The sequence below is a fragment of the Streptomyces sp. NPDC048521 genome, from assembly GCF_043199855.1.
Lineage (GTDB): Bacteria > Actinomycetota > Actinomycetes > Streptomycetales > Streptomycetaceae > Streptomyces.
This window is the reverse complement of the sequence record NZ_JBICWR010000001.1, coordinates 591,093-609,858: the sequence shown is the minus strand read 5'-3', so window position 1 is coordinate 609,858 and position 18,766 is coordinate 591,093. Positions and strand designations below refer to the sequence as shown.

Here is an 18,766-nt window from a genome sequence, read left to right as displayed (position 1 = left end):
ACCGGATGCCCCGGGCCGTGTACCGGCGCGGGGGCGGTCGGTTCGGCAGCCACCAGGTCGTGTGACGGGGCGGCCGCCGCGCCCACCGGGTTGAGGAACCCGGCTGTTGCCCCCCCCCGGGCGAGTGCCACCTGATCGCGAGTCTGCACCACGGCCCTGACAACGGTCCGGAACCGCACGCCACGTGTGTGCGATCGGCCGGCGGCCTCACATCTGCCGACCCGGCAAGGACGCCTGGGGAGGGGATCAGGTCCGGTCGGGCAGGGCGCGCTCCAGGATCGCGTCCAGGCCGGTCCCGGCGGGCAGCGTGCCGAACGCGTGCCCCCAGTCGCCGCCCAGCCGGGTCGCGCAGAAGGCGTCGGCGACCGGCGCCGGGGCGTGCCGGACCAGCAGGGAGGCCTGCAGGGCGAGGGCCATCCGCTCGACCAGCCGGCGGGCGCCGACCTGCTCGGTCTCGGCCAACTGGTCCTTCAGCCCGGTCACGGCCGCGTCCAGGCGGGCGTCCGCCCCGCGCGCGAGGGCGAGTTCGGCGAACAGGGCCTCGGCGCTGTCCGGTTCCCGGCCGAGGGCCCGCAGCACATCGAGCGCGTTGACGTTCCCGGAGCCCTCCCAGATCGACAGCAGCGGAGCCTCCCGGTAGTGCCGCGGCATGCCGGACTCCTCGACGTATCCGTTGCCGCCCAGGCACTCCAGGGCCTCGGCGGTGAACGCCGGGCCCCGCTTGGTCACCCAGTACTTGCCCACCGCGGTCGCGATCCGGCGGAACGCCCGCTCGCCCACGTCTCCGCGCACCGCACGGTCCGCCGCCCCGGCCAGCCGCAGCGTCAGCGTCGTCGCCGCCTCCGACTCCAGCGCGAGGTCGGCCAGGACGTTGCGCATGAGCGGCTGGTCGACGAGGCGGGCCCCGAACGCGCTGCGGTGCCGGGCGTGGTGGCCCGCCTCGACGAGCGTCTTGCGCATCAGGGTCGCCGAGGACATCACACAGTCCAGCCGGGTGCAGTTGACCATCTCGATGATGGTCTTCACGCCCCTGCCCTCGGGACCCACCAGCCAAGCCACGGTCCGGTCGAACTCCGGCTCCGAGGAGGCGTTGGAGCGGTTGCCGAGCTTGTCCTTCAGCCGCTGGATGCGGAAGGTGTTGCGGCTGCCGTCCGGCAGGATCCGCGGTACCAGGAAGCAGGAGAGCCCGCCCGGGGCCTGCGCGAGCACCAGGAAGACGTCGCACATCGGCGCCGAGGTGAACCACTTGTGCCCGCGCAGCGTGTACACGCCGGGTTCGTCGGTGGGCGTGGCCGTGGTGGTGTTCGTCCGGACGTCGGAGCCGCCCTGCTTCTCGGTCATGCCCATCCCGGCGAGCAGCCCGGGCTTCTCGGCCGGCACGCGCAGCTCGGGGTCGTACTCCCGGCTGGTGAGCAGCGGCTCGTAGACCTTGGCCAGGTCCGGCTGCGCCCGCAGCGCGGGCACGGCGGCGTACGTCATCGACGTCGGGCAGCCATGACCGGCCTCCGTGTGCCCCCACACCAGCCCGCCCGCGGTACGGGCCACATGGGCACCGGGCCGCTCGTCCGCCCATGGGGCCCCGGCCAGGCCCTCGGCCACCGCCGTGCGCATCAGGTGGTGCCAGCTGGGGTGGAACTCCACCTCGTCGACCCGGTGGCCGTAGCGGTCGTGGGTGCGCAGGACGGGCTCGTACCGGTTGGCCAGCTCGCCCCACTCCTGCGCCTCCGCGCTCCCGGCGCGCGCCCCGAGCCTGCGGATGTCCTCCTCGGCCCAGTCGGCGCCCTCCCGGCGCAGCCCCTCCAGCAGGGCCCGGTCGTCGGAGGCGTCGTAGGGGGCGAGCGGCGGGGCCTGGTTGGTGACGTCGTGCGTGGCGAACTGCGGGTGGGGCGGCGGAGGCGGCGACTGCGCGGGAATCGAGACCATACGAGCATGTTGCACTCCTCCTGCGGCTGTAGCAATGATGCAACAAGAAGGCGCACGTACAGTACGTGCCCATGCGCATGAACGTGTCGGCGGAGCCGGACGCGGCCGGCCTGCGGCCGCTGTCCGCGCGGTCGGTCGTGCTGAGCCTGCTGCTCGGCGCGCAGCCGCCGGAACTGCCCGTGAAGGACCTGATCCGGCTGGTGGAGCCGTTCGGTGTCGGGGGCTCCACCCTGCGTGCCGCGCTGAGCCGGATGGTGGCCGCCGGCGACCTGCGGCGCGCGGACGCCGTCTACCGGCTCAGCGACCGACTGCTGGCCCGCCGGCGCCGCCAGGACGACGCCGTGCACCCCGGCACGCGCGCGTGGGACGGCGACTGGGAGATGGTGGTGATCACGGCGACGGGCCGCGGCCCGGCCGAACGCGCCGACCTGCGCGCCCGGTTGACCGCCCTGCGGCTGGCCGAACTCCGCGAGGGCGTGTGGCTGCGCCCGGCCAACCTCGACCGCCCCCTGCCGGACGAACTGCACGCTGCGGCCCGGACGTACTCCGCCCGCCCCGACGAGCCCCCGGGCGACCTGGTCGGCCGGCTCTGGCCGCTGGACGCGTGGGCGGCTACCGCGCGTTCCCTGCTCGCCCGCGCGACCGCGGCCGAGCATCCGGCCGACCGCCTCACCGCCTACGCCGCCGCCGTACGGCACCTGCTGGCCGACCCCGTGCTGCCGCCCGCTCTCCTGCCCGCCGACTGGCCGGGCGAGGCCCTGCGCGGGGCGTACGCCGCCTACCGACGGGAACTGGCCGCCTCGCTGGGCCCGCGGGAGGAGCCACGCTGACCGCCCGGTCCGCCCGGTCACCGGCGCCGGCCGCGACGAGGACCGCCGCAGGAAGCGCACCGCCGTGGGACGGGCGGTCAACCGCCGGAGACAGTCCCGGGGGACCGCCCCTCGCTACGACAAGCTCGACCGCGTTCCCCTCGGCCGCGGTCTCCTCGGCACCGTCACCGCGGCCGTTGACGCGATCTGCCTGCTGACCCGCGCCCCTACGCGACCCAGCAGAAGACGTTCCGGCTCTGGTGCCGGGCACTTTCGAGCCGCCCCCGACCATGATCGGCCGGACGGGTCCTGGCGGGAGAGGTCGGGACCGGCGGTGCGTGCACAGCCCCCCACGGGGGCGCCGGTGGCGCCCCCGCGGGGTCGGCCAGGACTCACTTGTACGTGATGTCCGAGCCGGAGTACTTGCAATACGTGCCGTCCGGGCCCGAGCCGTTCGTGGTGGGTTCCTTGCCGGTGTTGTTGCCGATGTACTTCTGGCAGGGAATGATCTTCTTGCTGGTGTCACCGATGACGGTGATGTTCCGCAGGGTCGCGCTGTCGCCGTAGTTGGTGTTGATGCCGACGAGCTTGCTGCCCTTGTAGGTCACCTCGATGCCGCTGAGGTTGATCGTCCGCTTGTACTGCGTCTTGCAGTTGCCGCAGGAGCGCGCGAAGGTGCCGAAGTTCTTCACGGCGAAGCCCGAGACGTTCAGCGTGCCGGCGCCGTTGAACTGGAACACCTTGTCGCCGGCCTCCTTCGCCCCGCCGCCGCTGACGGTGTAGACGTTGGACGACGAGGAGCCGAGGAAGGTGGCCGCGTCCTCGCCGACGTCCTCCCACCAGACGTTCTGCAGGGTGCAGCTGCCCAGGCAGTGGATGCCGTCCGCGGCGGGGGCGCCGATGACGACGTTCTTGAGCACTGCGCCGGGTGCCAGTTCCAGGATGGGTCCCTGGTCCTCGTCCTGGCTGTCGGACCCCAGGTCGCCGGTGCCGTACAGCCGCTTCATCCCGTAGTCCTCGGTGCCGGAGACCGAGATGGTCGAGGAGACCGCCTGGCTGCCGTCGGGGGTCGGCCAGGTGGCCGCGCTCGCCGGTGTGCCGTCTGTCATGATCATGCCAAGCGAGAGGCCGAGGACGGCCAGTCCGCCCAGCAGGGTTCGTGAGGGTGCGCGTGACGTCATGTCCCGAATGCCTTCTTCCGAGTGTGTTCGAGTGTGAGGGGGCTGGAGTCGGCTGACCGGGGACGGTCAGAGCTTCCCGGCGCCCGCGCCGGACGTCACCGAGGCGACGACGCTCGAGGCGGGCTCGGCGGTGTAGGCGTACGGCGGACTGGTGAAGGTGCCCGTGCGCGAGACTTCGGTGGCGGCTCCGCCGAGATCGTTGCCGCGCAGGTCGGCGTACCCGTCCACGTCGCTGTCCCGGTTGGTGGTGACCGCGACCTGGGTGTCGCGGAAGACGTTGTTCTCGACCAGCAGTTGCGCGCCCATGCGGGAGTGGACGGCGGTCTCGGCGCCGACGACGTAGTTGTCGTAGAAGTGTCCCGTCCCGAAACGCAGGCTGGGTATGCGGGAGTTGACCTTGTCGAACCAGTTGTGGTGGTAGGTCACGCGCAGATGCCCCGTGTCCTCGCTCGCGTTGTTGTCGCTGTGGCCGACGAGTGAGCCCTTGTAGTGGTCCCTGAAGGTGTTCCAGGACACGGTGACCTGGTCGGAGGCGTGCGTGATGTCGACCAGGCCGTCGTAGTGGTCCTTGCCGTGCTCGCGGTCGGACGACAGCGTGTTGTGGTCGATCCACACCTTCGTCGACGACTGCACGGTGATCGCGTCCGTCTTGACCGCCTTGCTGATGTCGAGGTTGCGGATGACGACGTTGGTCACCTTCTTCAGCCGTAGTCCGCCGCCCGTGAAGCCGGAGGAGGATCCGACGCCGAGGACCGTGGTGTTGGAGCCGATGTCGACCTGGCCGCTCAGCGTGATCAGGCCGTCGACCTTCACCACCTTCGCGGAACCGCCGGACACGGCCGTCCTGAAGGCGTCCAGGGTGGACACCGTCACCGCCGTGGTACTGCCGCCGCCGGTAGTCCCGGCGCCGAACCCGACCGGCGAGGCGTCCGCGGCCCCGGCGGGATGGGGGAAGGCGAGCGCGAGCGTGGTCGCGGCCGACAGGGCGGCCACCGTCATCCCGGCGCGTCGTTGTCGCTGCATACGGGTGCGTCCCTTCGAGTGGGGGAGGGTTACGTACGTGAAAGACGTACGCCATGTGGAACGCAAGTGGGTCTGCGTGGCCATAGGACGCCCTTCGCGGGGTTCTTAGGTCACGCTGATGAACGGACCGTAGGGGGTAAGCGCTTTCTAGTCAACGCCTCCCGCACGGTTCGCTCCGGTCGCCGGAAAGTGTGTGGGAGCGCTTCCACGGAGGGCGTGTTCATGCCACGATGCGCCTCGGCCGGTCGACGCGCCCCCTCGCGTCTACGGGAAGGTCCCCGTGAAGCAGCCCACCCGATCCCCGCTCGCCACCCTGCTCGGCACCTGTGTCCTCGTCCTCGCGCTGGTCGTGACGTCCTCCGCGCTGACAGCGCTCCTCGACCACCCCGACGCGACTGCGGGCCAGGGAACTTCGCCGCCGGCCAGACACTGGGTCCACACATGGACCGGCATGCCCCAGCTGACCGAGCCCGCCAACCTGCCGCCCGCGCCGTACACCGGTGAGAAGTCGGTGCTCGTGGACACCACGCTGCGGCAGACCGTGCGGGTGACCCTTGGAGGCCACCGCATCCGGCTGCGCTTCTCCAACGCCTACGGCGACACTCCGCTGCCGCTCACCGCCGTGACCGTGGCCCTGCCGGAGGGCGGCAAGGCCGGGGCGAGCGCGATCGAGCCGGGAAGCCTGCGACGGGTCACCTTCGCGGGCCGGGACTCCGCCACCGTCCCGGTCGGCGCCCAGCTCGTCTCCGACGCCCTCGACTTCGACCTGCGCGCCGGCGGCGTGCTGACGGTGACGGCGTACACCGCGCGCGGCCAGGCGTCGCCGGCGCTCACCTCCCACCCCGGCTCCCGCACCACCTCCCACCTGGTGCACGGGGACCACACCCGCGACCGCGACCTCACGGACGCGACCGCCGTCGACCACTGGTACCTGCTCAGCGACGTCGAGGTGCTGTCGCCCGGCCGCACCCGGGCGGTGGCCGTCGTGGGCGACTCGCTCACCGACGGCCGGGGCTCCACGACCAACGGCAACGACCGCTGGCCGGATCAGTTCTTCGACCGTCTGCGGGCCCGCCCGGACACGTCGGACATCGCCGTCCTCAACCAGGCGGCCGGCGGCAACCGGGTCCTCGCCGACGGACTCGGCCCCAACGTCCTCGCCCGCCTCGACCGCGACGTCCTCTCCCGCAGCGGGGTCGCCTGGCTGATCCTCTTCGAGGGCGTCAACGACATCGGCACCGCCGAGGCCACCTTGCGGGCCCAGCGTGCGGTCACCACCGACCTGATCGCGGGGTACCGGCAGATCGTCGTCCGCGCCCACGCCCAGGGCATCCGGGTCTACGGCGCGACCCTCACACCGTTCGGCGGCAACACCCTGTACGACGACGCGGCGGGGGAGCGGGAGGCCTCCCGGCGACGCGTCAACGCCTGGATCCGCACCCCCGGCCACTTCGACGCGGTGATCGACTTCGACCGGGCGGTACGGGACCCGCAGGCACCGGACCGGCTGCTCGCCGCCCTCCACGCCGGGGACTGGCTGCACCTCGACCCCGAGGGCTACCGGGCCCTCGCCCGGGCCGTGCCGGAAGGGCTCTTCCGGCGCACCCGCTGACACATCCGGCTGCGCATTCCCGAGCCGTGGTCCGCCCGCTCTGGGCCGTTCGGGGCGCAGGTTTGCGGCCGGGCCTGCTCTGCGCCGTTCGGGGTGCAGGTCTCGGACCGTGTCGCGCGCCTTCTGCGGCCAGTGGGGCTCCTGGTGCAGGGCGGCTCCATGGCATCCGCCGGGACGTGGGACGCGGGGCCGGCTGGGGGCGGGTGGCGTCGGCGCGATCCGTGGCGTTCCCTGGAAAGAGCTTGCGTTTCCCGTGAAAAGAGGGGATGACCAGCACGGTCGCGGGCACTCGGTGGGCACGTAAGCGATCTCACCCGAGGAGAGTCATGGCTGAGCAGAAGTCGTCGTCGACCCTCACGGCGCCCCTGCGCGGCGCGGCCTCGGTACTGCGCAAGGTGCCCGGCGCCGGAACCGTGGGCAGGGCGGCGGAGGAAACACTGGACAAGGTCGGCGCGGTCTCACCCCGCGGCCGGCGCATGGCGGTGTACGCCGGGGCCGGGCTGCTCGGTGCCGCGGGCGTGGTGGAGTGGCCCGTGGCCCTGACCGGCGCCGCCGTGGCCTGGCTCACCCAGCCCCGGCCCCCGCACCCGGCGGAGGACGCGTCCACGCACCGTCCCGAACCCGCGCACGACATCGGCACCGCGGCGCTCAGGTCCGGCCACGCCGGCGGGCGCCCGGGTCAGGAACCGGTGGCCGGGGCACACGCAGGGGGCGCGAAGACGCACGGCGGCGCCGAAGCGTCCACCGAGCCGTCCCAGATCGGCAAACCGCCGCAGACAACGGCACCGGAGCCCAAGCCGTCCTCCGGTCCGCTCGGCCCGACGGCGCGGCCCGACCGCACTTCGCTCTGAGGAGGATCATGGCCCTCGGTCTGCTGACGGTGCCCTCCGCCGCCGTACGCCTGCTGCCCGCGGCCCCGCGGCTCATCGCGCGGGCGGCGGCGCCGGCCGTCGGAGTGGCGGCGGGTGCCGCCGCCGGGACCGCGCGCGCCGGGGTGCGCGGCGCCGACGCCGCCGTGCGGGTGGCGCGCGTGGCCCGCAACACGCTGCCCGGCGCCGGTGACCACTGGCGGGCCGGCGCCCGCGCCCACCTGGCCCTGCGGCCTCTGGAGCACGAAGCGGCGCGGCGCGCGGGCGGCACGGCCCACCTGGCCCGACGGGTGGCCGAGACGCTGGCCGAGCGGCCCGACGTGCTCGTCGCCTACTGGGACCAGGGGCTCGCGCGTCTGGTGGTGACCGCGACCGAGGACGAGGCGGCCGACCGGGTCATGGAGCACGCGGCCGAGCTGGCCGAGCGGCACGGTCTGGTCCTGTCCGGCGGTGAGGTGGAGGAGACCACGCATCCCGCCGACCCGGCCGGGGTGCGTGCCGCGGTGGCCACGCTCGCGGCCGACGGCGTGGGCATCGGCGTCGCACTCGGCGCGTACGCGTTGCGCCTGCCGCCCACGCCCCGCGTGGTGACCGCGGTGGTGACACTGCTGCGGGAGAACCCGCGCTTCCGCGCCTGGCTGAGCGACCGGCTGGGCGCCGGCCGGATGGACCTCGCGCTCGCCTGGGCGAACGCCGCCGTCCACGCCGCCGGCCAGACCCCCACCTCCCTCGTGCTCGACGGCGCACTGCGGGCCTGTCAGGTGGCCGAGACCGTCGCCCGCGCCGCCGCCTTCGACAGGGTGCACGACCAGCTGTGCGCACCCGGTCGGATCAGCCTCGCCGCGCAGGGCCCCCCGCGGCCGCCGCTGCGCGAGTCCCCGGCCCAGGAGTACGCCTCCCACGCCTCCACCGGCAGCGTGCTGGGCGCCGTGGCCACCCTGCTGGTCAAGCACGACGGCGCGGAGGCGGCGGAGGCGGTGCTGGCCGGCTCGCCGAAGGCGGCCCGCTACGGCCCGGCCGCCTTCCACGCCCTGCTCAGCACCGTCCTCGCCCGCACCGGCGTGCTGGTCCGGGACCCGGACCGGCTGCGCCAGCTGGAGATGGCCGGCACGGTCGTCCTGCACCCGAGTGCGCTGCGCACCGAGGGCGGAGAGGCCGACCCGTGGGCCGAGCCGGTGCTGGACGCCGCGCGTCGGGCAGGACTCCGGGTCGTGCTCGTGGACGACCCCGCGCTGGAGGACTTCACGGGTCTCGCCGATCAGGTGGTCGACGCCCGTCGGCCGCTGGACGACGTGGTGTACGAGGCGCGCGGCGAATCGGGTGCCGTGCTCACGGTCGCCCGTGTGCGCGCGGCCGAGGAGCACGACGTCCTGGCCGCCCTGCGCGCCAGTGACGTGGCCGTCGCCCTGACCGACCAGGACGGCGCGGTCGTGTGGGGCGCGGACATCCTGGCCCTGCACGGCCTGCCCGACGTGTGGCGGGTGCTGACCGCCGTCCCGGCCGCCCGCGGGGTCGGCCGGAGGTCCCAGACCCTCGCCCGCTCCGGTGCCGCGCTGTCCGGTCTCCTCGTGGCCGTCGGCGAGTCCGGGCGCGGACGCGGTCGCCTCGCCGTACTGCCGGGGCTCCGGCACGCACCCGTCGACGTCGGCGCCGCGTCCGCCCTGTTGTCCGGGGCACGGGCTGCAATCGGCGTGGCGGCGGCCCGCGCCCCGCATCCGCGTCCGCGCGTGCACTGGCACGAGTTGCACCCGGACCAGGCACGTGAGCGGCTGGAGCACGAACCGGTCGCCGAGCGCACGGCCCTGCAGGACCTGGCCGCGCGCCTGCGCCGAGCGACCGACGGTGTCACCCGGCACCCGGTCGCCGCACCCGTGCGCTGGTCCTACCGGCTCGGCCGTGCCGTCAACGGCGAACTCCACGACCCGCTCACCCCCGTCCTGGCCGTCGGCTCGGCGGCGTCGGCGATCCTCGGCTCCGTCATGGACGCCCTGCTCGTCCTCGGCGCCCTGGACCTGAACGCCCTGGTCGGCGGCATCCAGCGGATGCGCGCCGAACGGGCGCTGTCCGGACTGGTCGCCGAACAGAAGCAGAAGGCGCGCCTCGTGCCGCCGGAGGAGGAGGCACCGGCCGGCGGGACCCGCACCGTGGAGGCCGGCAAGCTTCTGCCGGGCGACGTGATCCAGCTCAAGACGGACGACGTGGTGCCCGCCGACGCCCGTCTGCTGTGGCAGGACGGCCTGGAGGTCGACGAGTCCGCGCTGACCGGCGAGTCGCTGCCGGTGGAGAAGCAGATCGGCCCGACCCCGCACGCCGCGGTCGCCGACCGGCGCTGCATGGTCTTCGAGGGCACGACCGTGGTGGCGGGACAGGCCCACGCCGTCGTGGTCGACACCGGCGACCGCACCGAGGCCGCCCGCGCCGTCCACCTCGCCGCGCGCACGCCCCCGGCGGGCGGCGTGCAGGCCAGGCTGCAGGACCTCACCCGCAAGGCACTGCCGTTGACGCTTGCGGGCGGTGCCGTGGTCACCGGTCTGGCGCTGCTGCGCGGCACCCCCATCCGTGAGGCGGTCAGCGGCGGTGTCGCGGTGGCGGTGGCGGCCGTCCCCGAGGGTCTGCCGCTGGTGGCCACGGTCGCCCAGCTGGCGGCCGCCCGGCGGCTGAGCCGTGGCGGTGTCCTCGTGCGCACCCCGCGCACGCTGGAGGCGCTGGGCCGCATGGACACCATCTGCTTCGACAAGACCGGCACCCTGACCGAGAACCGGCTGCGGCTCGTGCGCGTCTGTGACGCCGACGGTACGGTCCGCGGGGTGGACGACGCCGGGTCAGCGGACACCGTCCGGGCCGCCGTGCGGGCCTGCCCGCGGCTCAACGGCGGCTCCGACCGTCCGGTGCACGCCACCGACGAGGCCGTGCTGGCCGAGGCAGGTCCCGACCCGGACTGGACGCAGCTCGCGGACCTGCCGTTCGAGGCCGCGCGGGGTTACGCCGCCGCTGTCGGCCGCACCGGCGACGGCCCGCCCGTGCTCGTCGTCAAGGGCGCGCCGGAGACCGTGCTGCCCGCCTGCTCCGGGCTCCCGGAGCACGCCTCCGACGCCGCGCACACCCTCGCCGGGGACGGGCTGCGGGTCCTCGCGGTGGCCGAACGCCGGCTCGACGCGGCCGAGAAGGAGTCCGACGTTCTCGAACAGCCGCTGGCGGGACTGGAGTTCACCGGTCTGCTCGCGCTGTCCGACGTACCGCGCGAGACCTCCACGGCCCTGGTGAGCGGCCTGGGCAAGGCGGGTGTACGACCGGTCATGCTCACCGGCGACCACCCGCAGACCGCGCGGGCCATCGCCGCCGATCTGGGCTGGCCCGAGGACACCGTGGTGGTCACCGGGGACGAACTGGCGGCGGCGGACCGGGCGGCCCGGGCCCGCATGCTGCGCGACGCGGGCGTGGTGGCCCGGGTGGCGCCCGAGCAGAAACTCCAGGTCGTGGAGGCGCTGCGGGACGCGGGCCGGGTGGTCGGCATGGTCGGCGACGGCGCCAACGACGCCGCGGCCATCCGCGCCGCCGACATCGGCGTCGGCATCAATGCGCGGGGCTCGGCCGCCGCGCGCAACGCCGCCGACATCGTCCTCACCGACGACGACCTGACCGTCCTGATCGACGCGGTCGGCGAGGGACGTGCCCTGTGGCACAGCGTGGCCGACGCCATCGCCATCCTGATCGGCGGCAACGCGGGCGAGGTCGGCTTCGGCATCCTCGGCACGCTGCTGTCCGGGCGGGCTCCGCTGTCCACCCGGCAGATGCTCATGGTGAACCTGTTCACCGACCTGTTCCCGTCGATGGCGGTGGCGGTGACGCAGAAGGAGGGCGAGGCGGACCTGGCTCACGTGGAGGAAGCGGCCGGTGTGCTGGGCGAACCCCTGCTGCGGCAGATCCGGCACCGGGCCCTCACCACCTGCCTGGGCGCGGTGACGGCCTGGCTGATCGGCCGCTTCACCCCGGGCACCGCCCGCCGTTCCAGCACCATGGCCCTGTGCGGGGTGGTCGGTACCCAGCTCGTGCAGACCCTGCTCGACCGGCGCGACAGCCGCCTGGTGCAGGTCACTTCCCTGGGATCCGCCGTGGCGCTGGTCGCCTTGGTGCAGACCCCGGGCGTCAGCCGCCTCTTCGGGTGCACCCCGCTCGGCCCGGTCGCCTGGGCGGGGGTCGTGGCGGCGATCGCCCTGGCCCTGGCGGGTCAGCGCGCTCTGCCCCGCCTGGAGGAGACCGTCGAACGACTGCTACCGACCGCATGGGCGCCCGAAAAGGCAGCCTGAAACCGACCGGGCCCGCTCCCGGGCGCCCAGGAGGGCGGCTTGCGAACCGACGGGGCCCAGGCAGCCCCAGGCAACCGAGCGGGTCCAGGACGCCTGGCCCGGAACCGACCGTGCCCAGGACCCCTGCCGGAACCGACCGTGCCCAAGAAGCCCTGGCCCGGGACCGACCGTGCCTAGGAAGCCCGGCCCCAGAATCATCGAGCGGGTCCAGGAAGCCCCGACCGAGAACCGAGCGGGTCCAGGCCGCCTGGCCCCAGAACCGAGCGAGTCCAGGAAGTTCCGACCGCCCCCGCCCGGAACCGACGGGGTCCACGCAGCCCCGCCCCCGGAACCGGCCGGGCCCAGGAAGCCCGGCCCGCCCCCGCCCGGAACCGACGGGGTCCACGCAGCCCCACCCCCGGAACCGGCCGGGCCCAGGAAGCCCGGCCCGCCCCCGCCCGGAACCCACGTAGCCCCGCCCTTGGAACCGACCGGGCCGCAGCCCCGCCCCGGATCCGAGCGGGCCCGCGCGGCTCAGACCGACCGGTGGTACTGGTCCGGCACCCTGACCTCGCCGCCCAGCTCACGGGCGGCCTGTCGGGCCCAGAAGGGGTTGCGCAGCAGTTCACGGGCCAGGAACACCGCGTCGGCCTCACCGTTCGCGATGATCTTCTCGGCCTGCTCCGCCTCGGTGATCAGGCCGACGGCGCCGACGGCCAGCGGCGTCTCGGCCTTCACCCGCGCGGCGAACGGCACCTGGTAGCCGGGCCGGGTCGGGATGGTCACCCCGGAGGCGTTGCCGCCGGTGGAGACGTCGAGGAGATCGACGCCGTGGGCGTGCAGGTCGCGGGCGAGGCGCACCGTGTCCTCGACGGTCCAGCCGCCGTCCTGGAGCCAGTCGGTGGCCGAGACGCGGAAGAACACCGGCTTGTCCTGCGGCCACACCTCCCGCACGGCGTCGACGACCTCGAGGGCGAACCGGATGCGGTTCTCGTACGAGCCGCCGTAGGCGTCGGTGCGGCGGTTGGAGTGCGGGGAGAGGAACTGGTTGACGAGATAGCCGTGGGCGCCGTGCACCTCGGCGATCTCGAAGCCGGCGGCCAGCGCCCGGCGGGCCGCCTGGGCGAACTGCCCGACGATGTCCTTGATCTCATCGACCGTCAGCTCCGTCGGCACGGGGTGGCCCTCGGCGAAGGGCACCGCGCTCGGCGCGACCGGCTGCCAGCCGTGGGCCTCCGGTCCGACCGGTGCGCCGCCGCGCCACGGCTGGTCGGTGGACGCCTTGCGGCCGGCGTGGGCGAGCTGGACCGCGGGCACCGAGCCCTGCGCGACGAGGAAGCGCGTGATCCGGCGGAACGCCTCCACCTGCGTGTCGTTCCACAGGCCGAGGTCGTAGGGGGAGATCCGGCCCTCCGGGGAGACCGCGGTGGCCTCGGTCATGACCAGCCCGGTACCACCCGTCGCGCGCGCCGCGTAGTGCGCGAAGTGCCAGTCCTGCGGGGCGCCGGCCAGCGGACCCTCGGGTTCGGCCGAGTACTGGCACATCGGTGACATCCACACCCGGTTCGGGATGGTCACTTCGCGCAGGGTGATGGGCTCGAAGAGCGCGCTCACGACGGACTCCATTCGTCACGGGACCGGTGGTCAGGTCGTACGATAGCCCTCGTACTACGAGACATGTCAAACTACGATAGCTCTCGTACAATGCTCCTGGCCGAAGGACTCCGCGACGAAGGGCAGCCGCCGTGACCGACACCCCCACCACCGGCCGGGCGCTGCCGCACCCGGAGCGGGAGGAGATCGGGCTGGAGGCCGTGCTGCACGCGCTCGCCGATCCGATGCGGCTGCGGATCGTCCGTGAACTGGCCGCCGAGGGCGTCGAGTTGTCCTGCTCGGACTTCGGCCTGCCGGTGACCAAGTCGACCACCACCCACCACTTCCGGGTGCTGCGGGAGAGCGGGGTCATCCGGCAGGTCTACCGGGGCACGGCCAAGATGAACGCCCTGCGACGGGACGATCTAGACGGCCTCTTCCCGGGACTGCTCGACAGCGTTCTCGCCGCCGCCGACCGGCAGTCCCTCCGGCTCGGCGACGGAGCCGGAGTCTGAGCCGGCCCGCGCCGGAAGGTGGTTGAAGAGCAGGTTCAGCACGATCGCGGACAGGCAGCCCGCGCTGATGCCACTGTTCATCACCGTCTGGAACCAGTCGGGGAACTTCTCGTAGACCGTGGGTACGCCCACCGGCAGCATGCCGATCGCCACCGACACGGCCACCACCGTCAGATTGTTGTTGTCCTTGAAGTCGACCTGGGCCAGCGTCCGCACCCCGCTCGCCGCGACCGTCCCGAACATCACCAGACCCGCCCCGCCCAGCACCGGCGCCGGGATCGCCGCGACGACCGCGCCCAGCTTTGGCAGCAGGCCCAGCAGCACCAGCATCCCGCCGGCCGCCGCGACCACCCAGCGGCTGCGCACCCGGGTCATGCCGACCAGGCCCACGTTCTGCGCGTAGGCCGTGTAGGGGAAGGTGTTGAACACTCCGCCGAGGACGGTCGACAGACCGTCCGCGCGCAGCCCGTCGGCAAGGGAACGCGGCTCGACCCTCCGCCCGGTCAGCTCGCCGACGGCGATCAGGTCACCCGTCGTCTCGGTCATCGTCACCAGCGCCACCACCAGCATCGACACGATCGCGGAGGCCTTGAACTCCGGTGCGCCGAAGTGGAACGGCGTGCTGATACCGACCCAGTCGGCGTCCCCGACCCCGCCGAAGTCGGTGAACCCGAACGGCACGGCGACCGCCAGACCCACCGCGATGCCGATCAGCACGGCGATCCGGGAGAGCGAGGCGGGTGCGAACCGCTGCACACCCAGCACCACCACCAGCACGAACGCCGCCAGGGCCAGGTTCTTCGGCTCCCCGAAGTCCTTCGCGCCGGCTCCGCCCGCCGCCCAGTTGCCCGCGACCGGCAGCAGCGACACGCCGATGATCAGGATCACCGTGCCGGTCACCAGCGGCGGGAAGAAGCGCAGCAGCCTGCCGAAGACCGGCGCCAGCAGCATGATCGCCAGCCCGGCGACGATCACCGAGCCGTAGATCGCGGGCAGTCCGCCACCCGTCGTCCCGATGAGCACCATCGGTGACACGGCGGCGAACGTACAGCCCTGCATGATCGGCAGCCGGACACCGAACCGCCAGCAGCCGACGCACTGGATCAGCGTGGCGACACCGCACACCAGCAGGTCGGCCGTGATCAGATACGCCAGGTCGGCGGGCGAGAGCCGCATCGCACCGCCCACGATCAGCGGTACCGCGACGGCGCCCGCGTACATGGCGAGCACATGCTGCAGTCCGAAGGCGGTCAGTTGCCGGACCGGTGGTATCTCGTCGACGGGGTGCACGTCTGCGGTCGTGGTCATGGGAGCTCCAGAGCGGCGGGTGGGGAATGGCATCCGAACAGGACGAGACCGTAAGGGCCTTGAACAGTTTGTTGATTTCCGTCTTGTTGCCGCTCTGTGTCCTGCCCGGCCGGCCACGCGCGACTCCTGAGGGGGAGTGCTACGACGGCCGTGCCGCCCCGAACAGCGCGTCCCAGTCGGCCAGCTTGACCACGCTCCGCCCGAGCCGGGCTCCCAGTGCGGCCTCGGCCCGCTCGATCGACAGCCACCCGCTCCAGGGGACGGGTTCGATGCCCGCCTCCCGGAGCGCCGCGACCGGATCCGCCGGCACGTCCCGGCGGGCGAGGCCGGGGGCGTCGGCGAGCAGGGTGAGCGCCGTCTCCTTCGCGCAGGGCCGGTTGGTGCCGATGACACCCGTGGGACCGCGTTTGATCCACCCGGCGACGTACTCGCCGGGGGAGGGGGCGCCGTCGCGTACGACCCGCCCCGCCAGGTGCGGCACCGTACCGGTCGACGCGTCGAACGGCAGCCCCTCCAGCGGCACCCCGCGATAACCGACCGACCGCAGCACCAGCTGGGCGGGCACGTCCTCGTACCGGCCGGTCCCCGTCACCCCGCCGAGCCCGTCCGGCGCCGTCCGTTCGAAGCGCACGGCGCCCACCCGGCCTCCCGCCTCGAGCAGTTCGACGGGCCGCAGGAAGAACCGCAGACGGATCCGCCGGGGCGCCGATGCCGGGGGCTGTGCCGCCCAGCCGCGCAACACCTCCACGTTGCGGCGCTGCACGGCCGGCAACGCGGCGGGATCGACCGGCTCCACCGCCAGGTCCCCTGGGTCCACGACCACGTCGGTGCCGGGCAGGGCGCCCAGCTCCCGCAGCTCCTTGGTGGTGAAGCGGGCCTGCGCCGGACCGCGCCGGCCCACCATGTGCACCTCGCCGAGCCCGCTCGCCGCCAGCGTGTCCAGGGCCGCCTGCGGGATGTCCGTCGGGCGCAGCTCGGCGGCGCCCCGGACCAGCATCCGCGTGACGTCCACCGCGACATTGCCCACCCCGATGACCACCGCCGACCGCACCCCGCGCAGGAAGCCCGCGTCGGCCGCGTCCGGATGCGCGCTGTACCAGGACACGAACTCGGTCGCCGACCAGCTGCCCGGCAGCTCCTCGCCCGGGATGCCGAGCCGGCGGTCGGTGGCGGCGCCCACGCAGTACACCACCGCGTGGTACAGCTCCCGCAGCCGGTCCGCCGGCAGGCCGCCGGGACCGCCCACCCGGACCCCGCCGAGGAACCGCACCCGCTCGTGCTCCAGCACCGTGCGCAGACTGCTCTGGAGGGATTTGATCTTCTCGTGGTCCGGGGCGACGCCGTACCGGACCAGGCCGTACGGGCACGGCAGCCGGTCCAGGACGTCGACGTGCACCCCGGGGTCCAGCTGGACGAGGCTCTGGGCGGTGTAGCACCCGCTCGGCCCGGAACCGACGACGGCGACTCGCAGCACGGCGGTACTCCTTGCCCGAAGGAGGGTGGTGCGCGGACGCCTCCAGCATGGCACCGCCGGGCCCGCTACGGCAGGTCCGGCGGGGTGACCCGGACGCGTGTCGTCCGTGGGCGGGTGATCGTGCGGTCACGTGGGTGCGGGAGATCGAGGGACCGCTCTCAGGCGTCGGCCCGTCGTCGCCCGACAGGCGCGACCGGCCTCCGCGTCAGGGCCGGCTCGGGCGTTCCTCCGTCGCGAAGAACCGGGACAGGTCGTCGTCCTGTCCCCGTGCCCCCGCCTCCGTGTCGCTCTTCGGCGGTTCGCCCAGCTGCCAGTCCAGCCCGTACCGCTGGAAGAGTTCGGCCCGCAGCGCCGGGACGGGCATCGGCGCCCCCGGCACCAGTGCCGCGTACACCGCGCCCATCAGCAGAGCGCGCAGCATCGGATAGTCGGCCGAGACGTTCTGGGAGCCGTACCGGGTCACGGTGTCGCTGAGCAGCTCCGACAGCCGCCGCTGCTCCGGGCACTGCACGAAGCCCTCGGCCTGGAGCAGCCCCGCCATGTGCTGGCGCATGAGCACGGGCCGGTCTCGGGCCAGGCCCAGGATGGCGTCGATGGCCCGGGCGAGCCGCTCCCGGCCGTCCTCGGTGTGCGGCTCCCGCTCCAGCGCCTCCTCCAGCGTGCGGTGCATCAACCGGTGCACGGCCGACTGCACCAACTGGCGCTTGCCGGGGAAGTAGTACGACACCAGCCCGCGTGCCGAACCGGCGCGGTCCGCGATGTCGCCCAGCGTGGTGGCCTCGAACCCGTGCTCGCCGACCAGCTCCACGGCGGCTTGCAACAGCCGCTCCCGGGAACGCCGCCGCAACTCTTCATTGACCGAGGCGCTGCGCGGGGACATCCTGGAACTCCTGCGTTGACTGGCTGCCAGCCAACTATACTCAGCGCAGGCAGGCACCGCTGTGCGCGGGCCGGCCGAGAGCTGCCGTCCGTCTGGGGCGACGCGGGGGATCGTCTCAGGCGGACGGCGTGGGGCCGGCACGCAGCCCCACGGCTGGTGGTCCTGCGCGCCCGGCCGCCCCCTGCCCGGTGCTGCGGGGAACTGCCGCAGCGTGCCGGAAGCAGCGATGACCAGGGGAGACACCGTCGATCATGCCCCTGCTGTCGCACACCTGCCGGTCCCTCCCTACAGTGGGCTCGGATGCCGAGGCGAGGAGGCGGGTGGTCATGGAGCAGGATCAGCTGATCCTGAGCAGAATCACGGAGATGGTCGAGGACGAGCGCAGACTGCGCACGGCGCTGGCCTCGGGCCAGATCGACAGTGCCACCGAGCAGGAGCGGCTGGGCCGGCTGGAGCGCGAACTCGACCGGTGCTGGGACCTGCTGCGGCAGCGCCGGGCCAAGGCCGAGTTCGGTGAGAACCCGGACGAGGCGCAGGTGCGGCCCTCCTCCCAGGTCGAGGGCTACCAGGGCTGAACGGCCCGGAGCGCACCGTTCCCGCGCTCAGCCCACCAGGTCCAGCACCGGCAGCAGCGCGTCGGGCCGCTGGGCCACCGGCAGGTGGTCCACGAAGTGCACACGGCAGCCGAGCGCGGCCGCGCCGCCGTCGGCCGCCCTGCTGTCGCCGACCATCAGGGTCTGCCGCGGATCGACGCCCAGCGCCTCGCAGGCGACCGAGAACAGCCGCGGGTCCGGCTTCTGCACCCCGTGCTCGTACGACAGCACGTACGCGTCCACGTACGAGTCGAGCCCGTGTGCGCGGAACACCCGGCGCAGATCCCAGCCGATGTTGCTGACCACGCCCACCGCGATCCCGCGCTCGCGCAAGGTGCTCAGCACCTCGGCGGCGTCCGGGTACGGGGACCAGGCGGCCGGGGACATGTGCCGCTCGTACAGAGCGTCGTGCAGCCCGGGGTCGGGCAGGGGCACCCGCCGGGACAGGCCCGTGTAGGCGGCCCGGTGCAGTTCCGCGCTCTCGTCCCGCACCGCCCACACACCGGCCAGGTCCGCCGGCAGCTCCACCGGGTCCGCGCCTCCCGGCAGCGCCCCGGCCGCCTCCAAGGCCCTCGCCGCCGCGGTCAGTTCGGCCTCGGGCAGGGCGACTCCGGTCTCGTCCAGCACCCCGCGCAGCCACGACTCGGTGGACTCGACGCGGAACAGCGTCCCGGAGAAGTCGAACAGCACGGCAGTCATG

The 18,766-nt window shown here is 73.6% G+C and carries 14 protein-coding genes; 6 read left to right on the top strand and 8 right to left on the bottom strand.

The genetic code is table 11. From position 1 onward, the window contains the following. Positions 1-246 precede the first annotated feature (246 nt). Positions 247-1,923, bottom strand: a complete 1,677-nt coding sequence (locus ACGFRF_RS03065; RefSeq protein ID WP_393736606.1) for an acyl-CoA dehydrogenase family protein — start codon at positions 1,921-1,923, stop codon at positions 247-249. A gap of 71 nt (positions 1,924-1,994) precedes the next feature. On the opposite strand from ACGFRF_RS03065, the gene ACGFRF_RS03060 reads away from it, so the two are divergent. Next, positions 1,995-2,753, top strand: a complete 759-nt coding sequence (locus ACGFRF_RS03060) for a PaaX family transcriptional regulator C-terminal domain-containing protein (protein WP_393736604.1) — start codon at positions 1,995-1,997, stop codon at positions 2,751-2,753. 371 nt (positions 2,754-3,124) lie between these two features. Here ACGFRF_RS03060 and ACGFRF_RS03055 read toward each other — a convergent pair whose 3' ends face one another. Together ACGFRF_RS03055 and ACGFRF_RS03050 are read right to left on the bottom strand one after the other, a co-directional pair. After that, a complete protein-coding gene (locus ACGFRF_RS03055) occupies positions 3,125-3,913 on the bottom strand; it encodes a pectate lyase (RefSeq protein WP_393736602.1) in 789 nt (262 codons plus the stop codon). A 66-nt stretch (positions 3,914-3,979) separates the two neighbouring features. Then, positions 3,980-4,936: a polysaccharide lyase family 1 protein gene (locus ACGFRF_RS03050; RefSeq protein ID WP_393736601.1), complete on the bottom strand. Its 957-nt coding sequence runs from the start codon at positions 4,934-4,936 to the stop codon at positions 3,980-3,982. A 280-nt stretch (positions 4,937-5,216) separates the two neighbouring features. On the opposite strand from ACGFRF_RS03050, the gene ACGFRF_RS03045 reads away from it, so the two are divergent. The 3 genes from ACGFRF_RS03045 to ACGFRF_RS03035 all read left to right on the top strand — a co-directional run bounded on the left by ACGFRF_RS03045 (position 5,217) and on the right by ACGFRF_RS03035 (position 11,724). Next, positions 5,217-6,548 carry an SGNH/GDSL hydrolase family protein gene (locus ACGFRF_RS03045; protein ID WP_393736599.1) on the top strand — a complete coding sequence of 444 codons (1,332 nt, stop codon included), beginning with the start codon at positions 5,217-5,219 and terminating at the stop codon, positions 6,546-6,548. A 326-nt stretch (positions 6,549-6,874) separates the two neighbouring features. After that, the gene (locus ACGFRF_RS03040) at positions 6,875-7,399 is read left to right on the top strand and encodes a hypothetical protein (RefSeq protein ID WP_393736597.1); all 525 of its coding nucleotides are present in this window, start codon (positions 6,875-6,877) and stop codon (positions 7,397-7,399) included. A gap of 8 nt (positions 7,400-7,407) precedes the next feature. Next, the gene (locus tag ACGFRF_RS03035) at positions 7,408-11,724 is read left to right on the top strand and encodes an HAD-IC family P-type ATPase (RefSeq protein WP_393736595.1); all 4,317 of its coding nucleotides are present in this window, start codon (positions 7,408-7,410) and stop codon (positions 11,722-11,724) included. 513 nt (positions 11,725-12,237) lie between these two features. Here ACGFRF_RS03035 and ACGFRF_RS03030 read toward each other — a convergent pair. Further along, a complete protein-coding gene (locus tag ACGFRF_RS03030; protein WP_393736593.1) occupies positions 12,238-13,317 on the bottom strand; it encodes an NADH:flavin oxidoreductase/NADH oxidase in 1,080 nt (359 codons plus the stop codon). 131 nt (positions 13,318-13,448) lie between these two features. Here ACGFRF_RS03030 and ACGFRF_RS03025 point away from each other — a divergent pair, with 131 nt between their 5' ends. Further along, positions 13,449-13,811, top strand: a complete 363-nt coding sequence (locus ACGFRF_RS03025; RefSeq protein WP_393736591.1) for an ArsR/SmtB family transcription factor — start codon at positions 13,449-13,451, stop codon at positions 13,809-13,811. On the opposite strand, the gene ACGFRF_RS03020 is transcribed toward ACGFRF_RS03025, so the two are convergent. The 3 genes from ACGFRF_RS03020 to ACGFRF_RS03010 all read right to left on the bottom strand — a co-directional run bounded on the left by ACGFRF_RS03020 (position 13,722) and on the right by ACGFRF_RS03010 (position 17,473). After that, on the bottom strand, positions 13,722-15,119 hold the full coding sequence (locus ACGFRF_RS03020; protein ID WP_393736589.1) for a nucleobase:cation symporter-2 family protein: 1,398 nt from the start codon (positions 15,117-15,119) through the stop codon (positions 13,722-13,724). The two genes, ACGFRF_RS03025 and ACGFRF_RS03020, sit on opposite strands and share 90 nt — an antisense overlap. Before the next feature lie 139 nt (positions 15,120-15,258). After that, a complete protein-coding gene (locus tag ACGFRF_RS03015) occupies positions 15,259-16,593 on the bottom strand; it encodes an FAD-dependent oxidoreductase (protein WP_393736587.1) in 1,335 nt (444 codons plus the stop codon). A gap of 205 nt (positions 16,594-16,798) precedes the next feature. Then, the gene (locus ACGFRF_RS03010) at positions 16,799-17,473 is read right to left on the bottom strand and encodes a TetR/AcrR family transcriptional regulator (RefSeq protein WP_393736586.1); all 675 of its coding nucleotides are present in this window, start codon (positions 17,471-17,473) and stop codon (positions 16,799-16,801) included. 326 nt (positions 17,474-17,799) lie between these two features. Between ACGFRF_RS03010 and ACGFRF_RS03005 the strand changes: the two genes are divergently transcribed. Next, entirely contained in the window at positions 17,800-18,048 is a 249-nt protein-coding gene (locus ACGFRF_RS03005; RefSeq protein ID WP_393736584.1) for a DUF2630 family protein, read from the top strand. Positions 18,049-18,075: 27 nt separating this feature from the next. On the opposite strand, the gene ACGFRF_RS03000 is transcribed toward ACGFRF_RS03005, so the two are convergent. Continuing rightward, a complete protein-coding gene (locus ACGFRF_RS03000; RefSeq protein ID WP_393736582.1) occupies positions 18,076-18,765 on the bottom strand; it encodes an HAD family hydrolase in 690 nt (229 codons plus the stop codon). Position 18,766: the final 1 nt, after the last annotated feature.

Coding starts and splice junctions, on each gene's coding strand:
- ACGFRF_RS03065 (WP_393736606.1), bottom strand. CDS start 1,923: ATGGTCTCGATTCCCGCGCAGTCGCCGCCTCCGCCGCCCCACCCGCAG.
- ACGFRF_RS03060 (WP_393736604.1), top strand. CDS start 1,995: ATGCGCATGAACGTGTCGGCGGAGCCGGACGCGGCCGGCCTGCGGCCG.
- ACGFRF_RS03055 (WP_393736602.1), bottom strand. CDS start 3,913: ATGACGTCACGCGCACCCTCACGAACCCTGCTGGGCGGACTGGCCGTC.
- ACGFRF_RS03050 (WP_393736601.1), bottom strand. CDS start 4,936: ATGCAGCGACAACGACGCGCCGGGATGACGGTGGCCGCCCTGTCGGCC.
- ACGFRF_RS03040 (WP_393736597.1), top strand. CDS start 6,875: ATGGCTGAGCAGAAGTCGTCGTCGACCCTCACGGCGCCCCTGCGCGGC.
- ACGFRF_RS03035 (WP_393736595.1), top strand. CDS start 7,408: ATGGCCCTCGGTCTGCTGACGGTGCCCTCCGCCGCCGTACGCCTGCTG.
- ACGFRF_RS03020 (WP_393736589.1), bottom strand. CDS start 15,119: ATGACCACGACCGCAGACGTGCACCCCGTCGACGAGATACCACCGGTC.
- ACGFRF_RS03010 (WP_393736586.1), bottom strand. CDS start 17,473: ATGTCCCCGCGCAGCGCCTCGGTCAATGAAGAGTTGCGGCGGCGTTCC.
- ACGFRF_RS03005 (WP_393736584.1), top strand. CDS start 17,800: ATGGAGCAGGATCAGCTGATCCTGAGCAGAATCACGGAGATGGTCGAG.
- ACGFRF_RS03000 (WP_393736582.1), bottom strand. CDS start 18,765: ATGACTGCCGTGCTGTTCGACTTCTCCGGGACGCTGTTCCGCGTCGAG.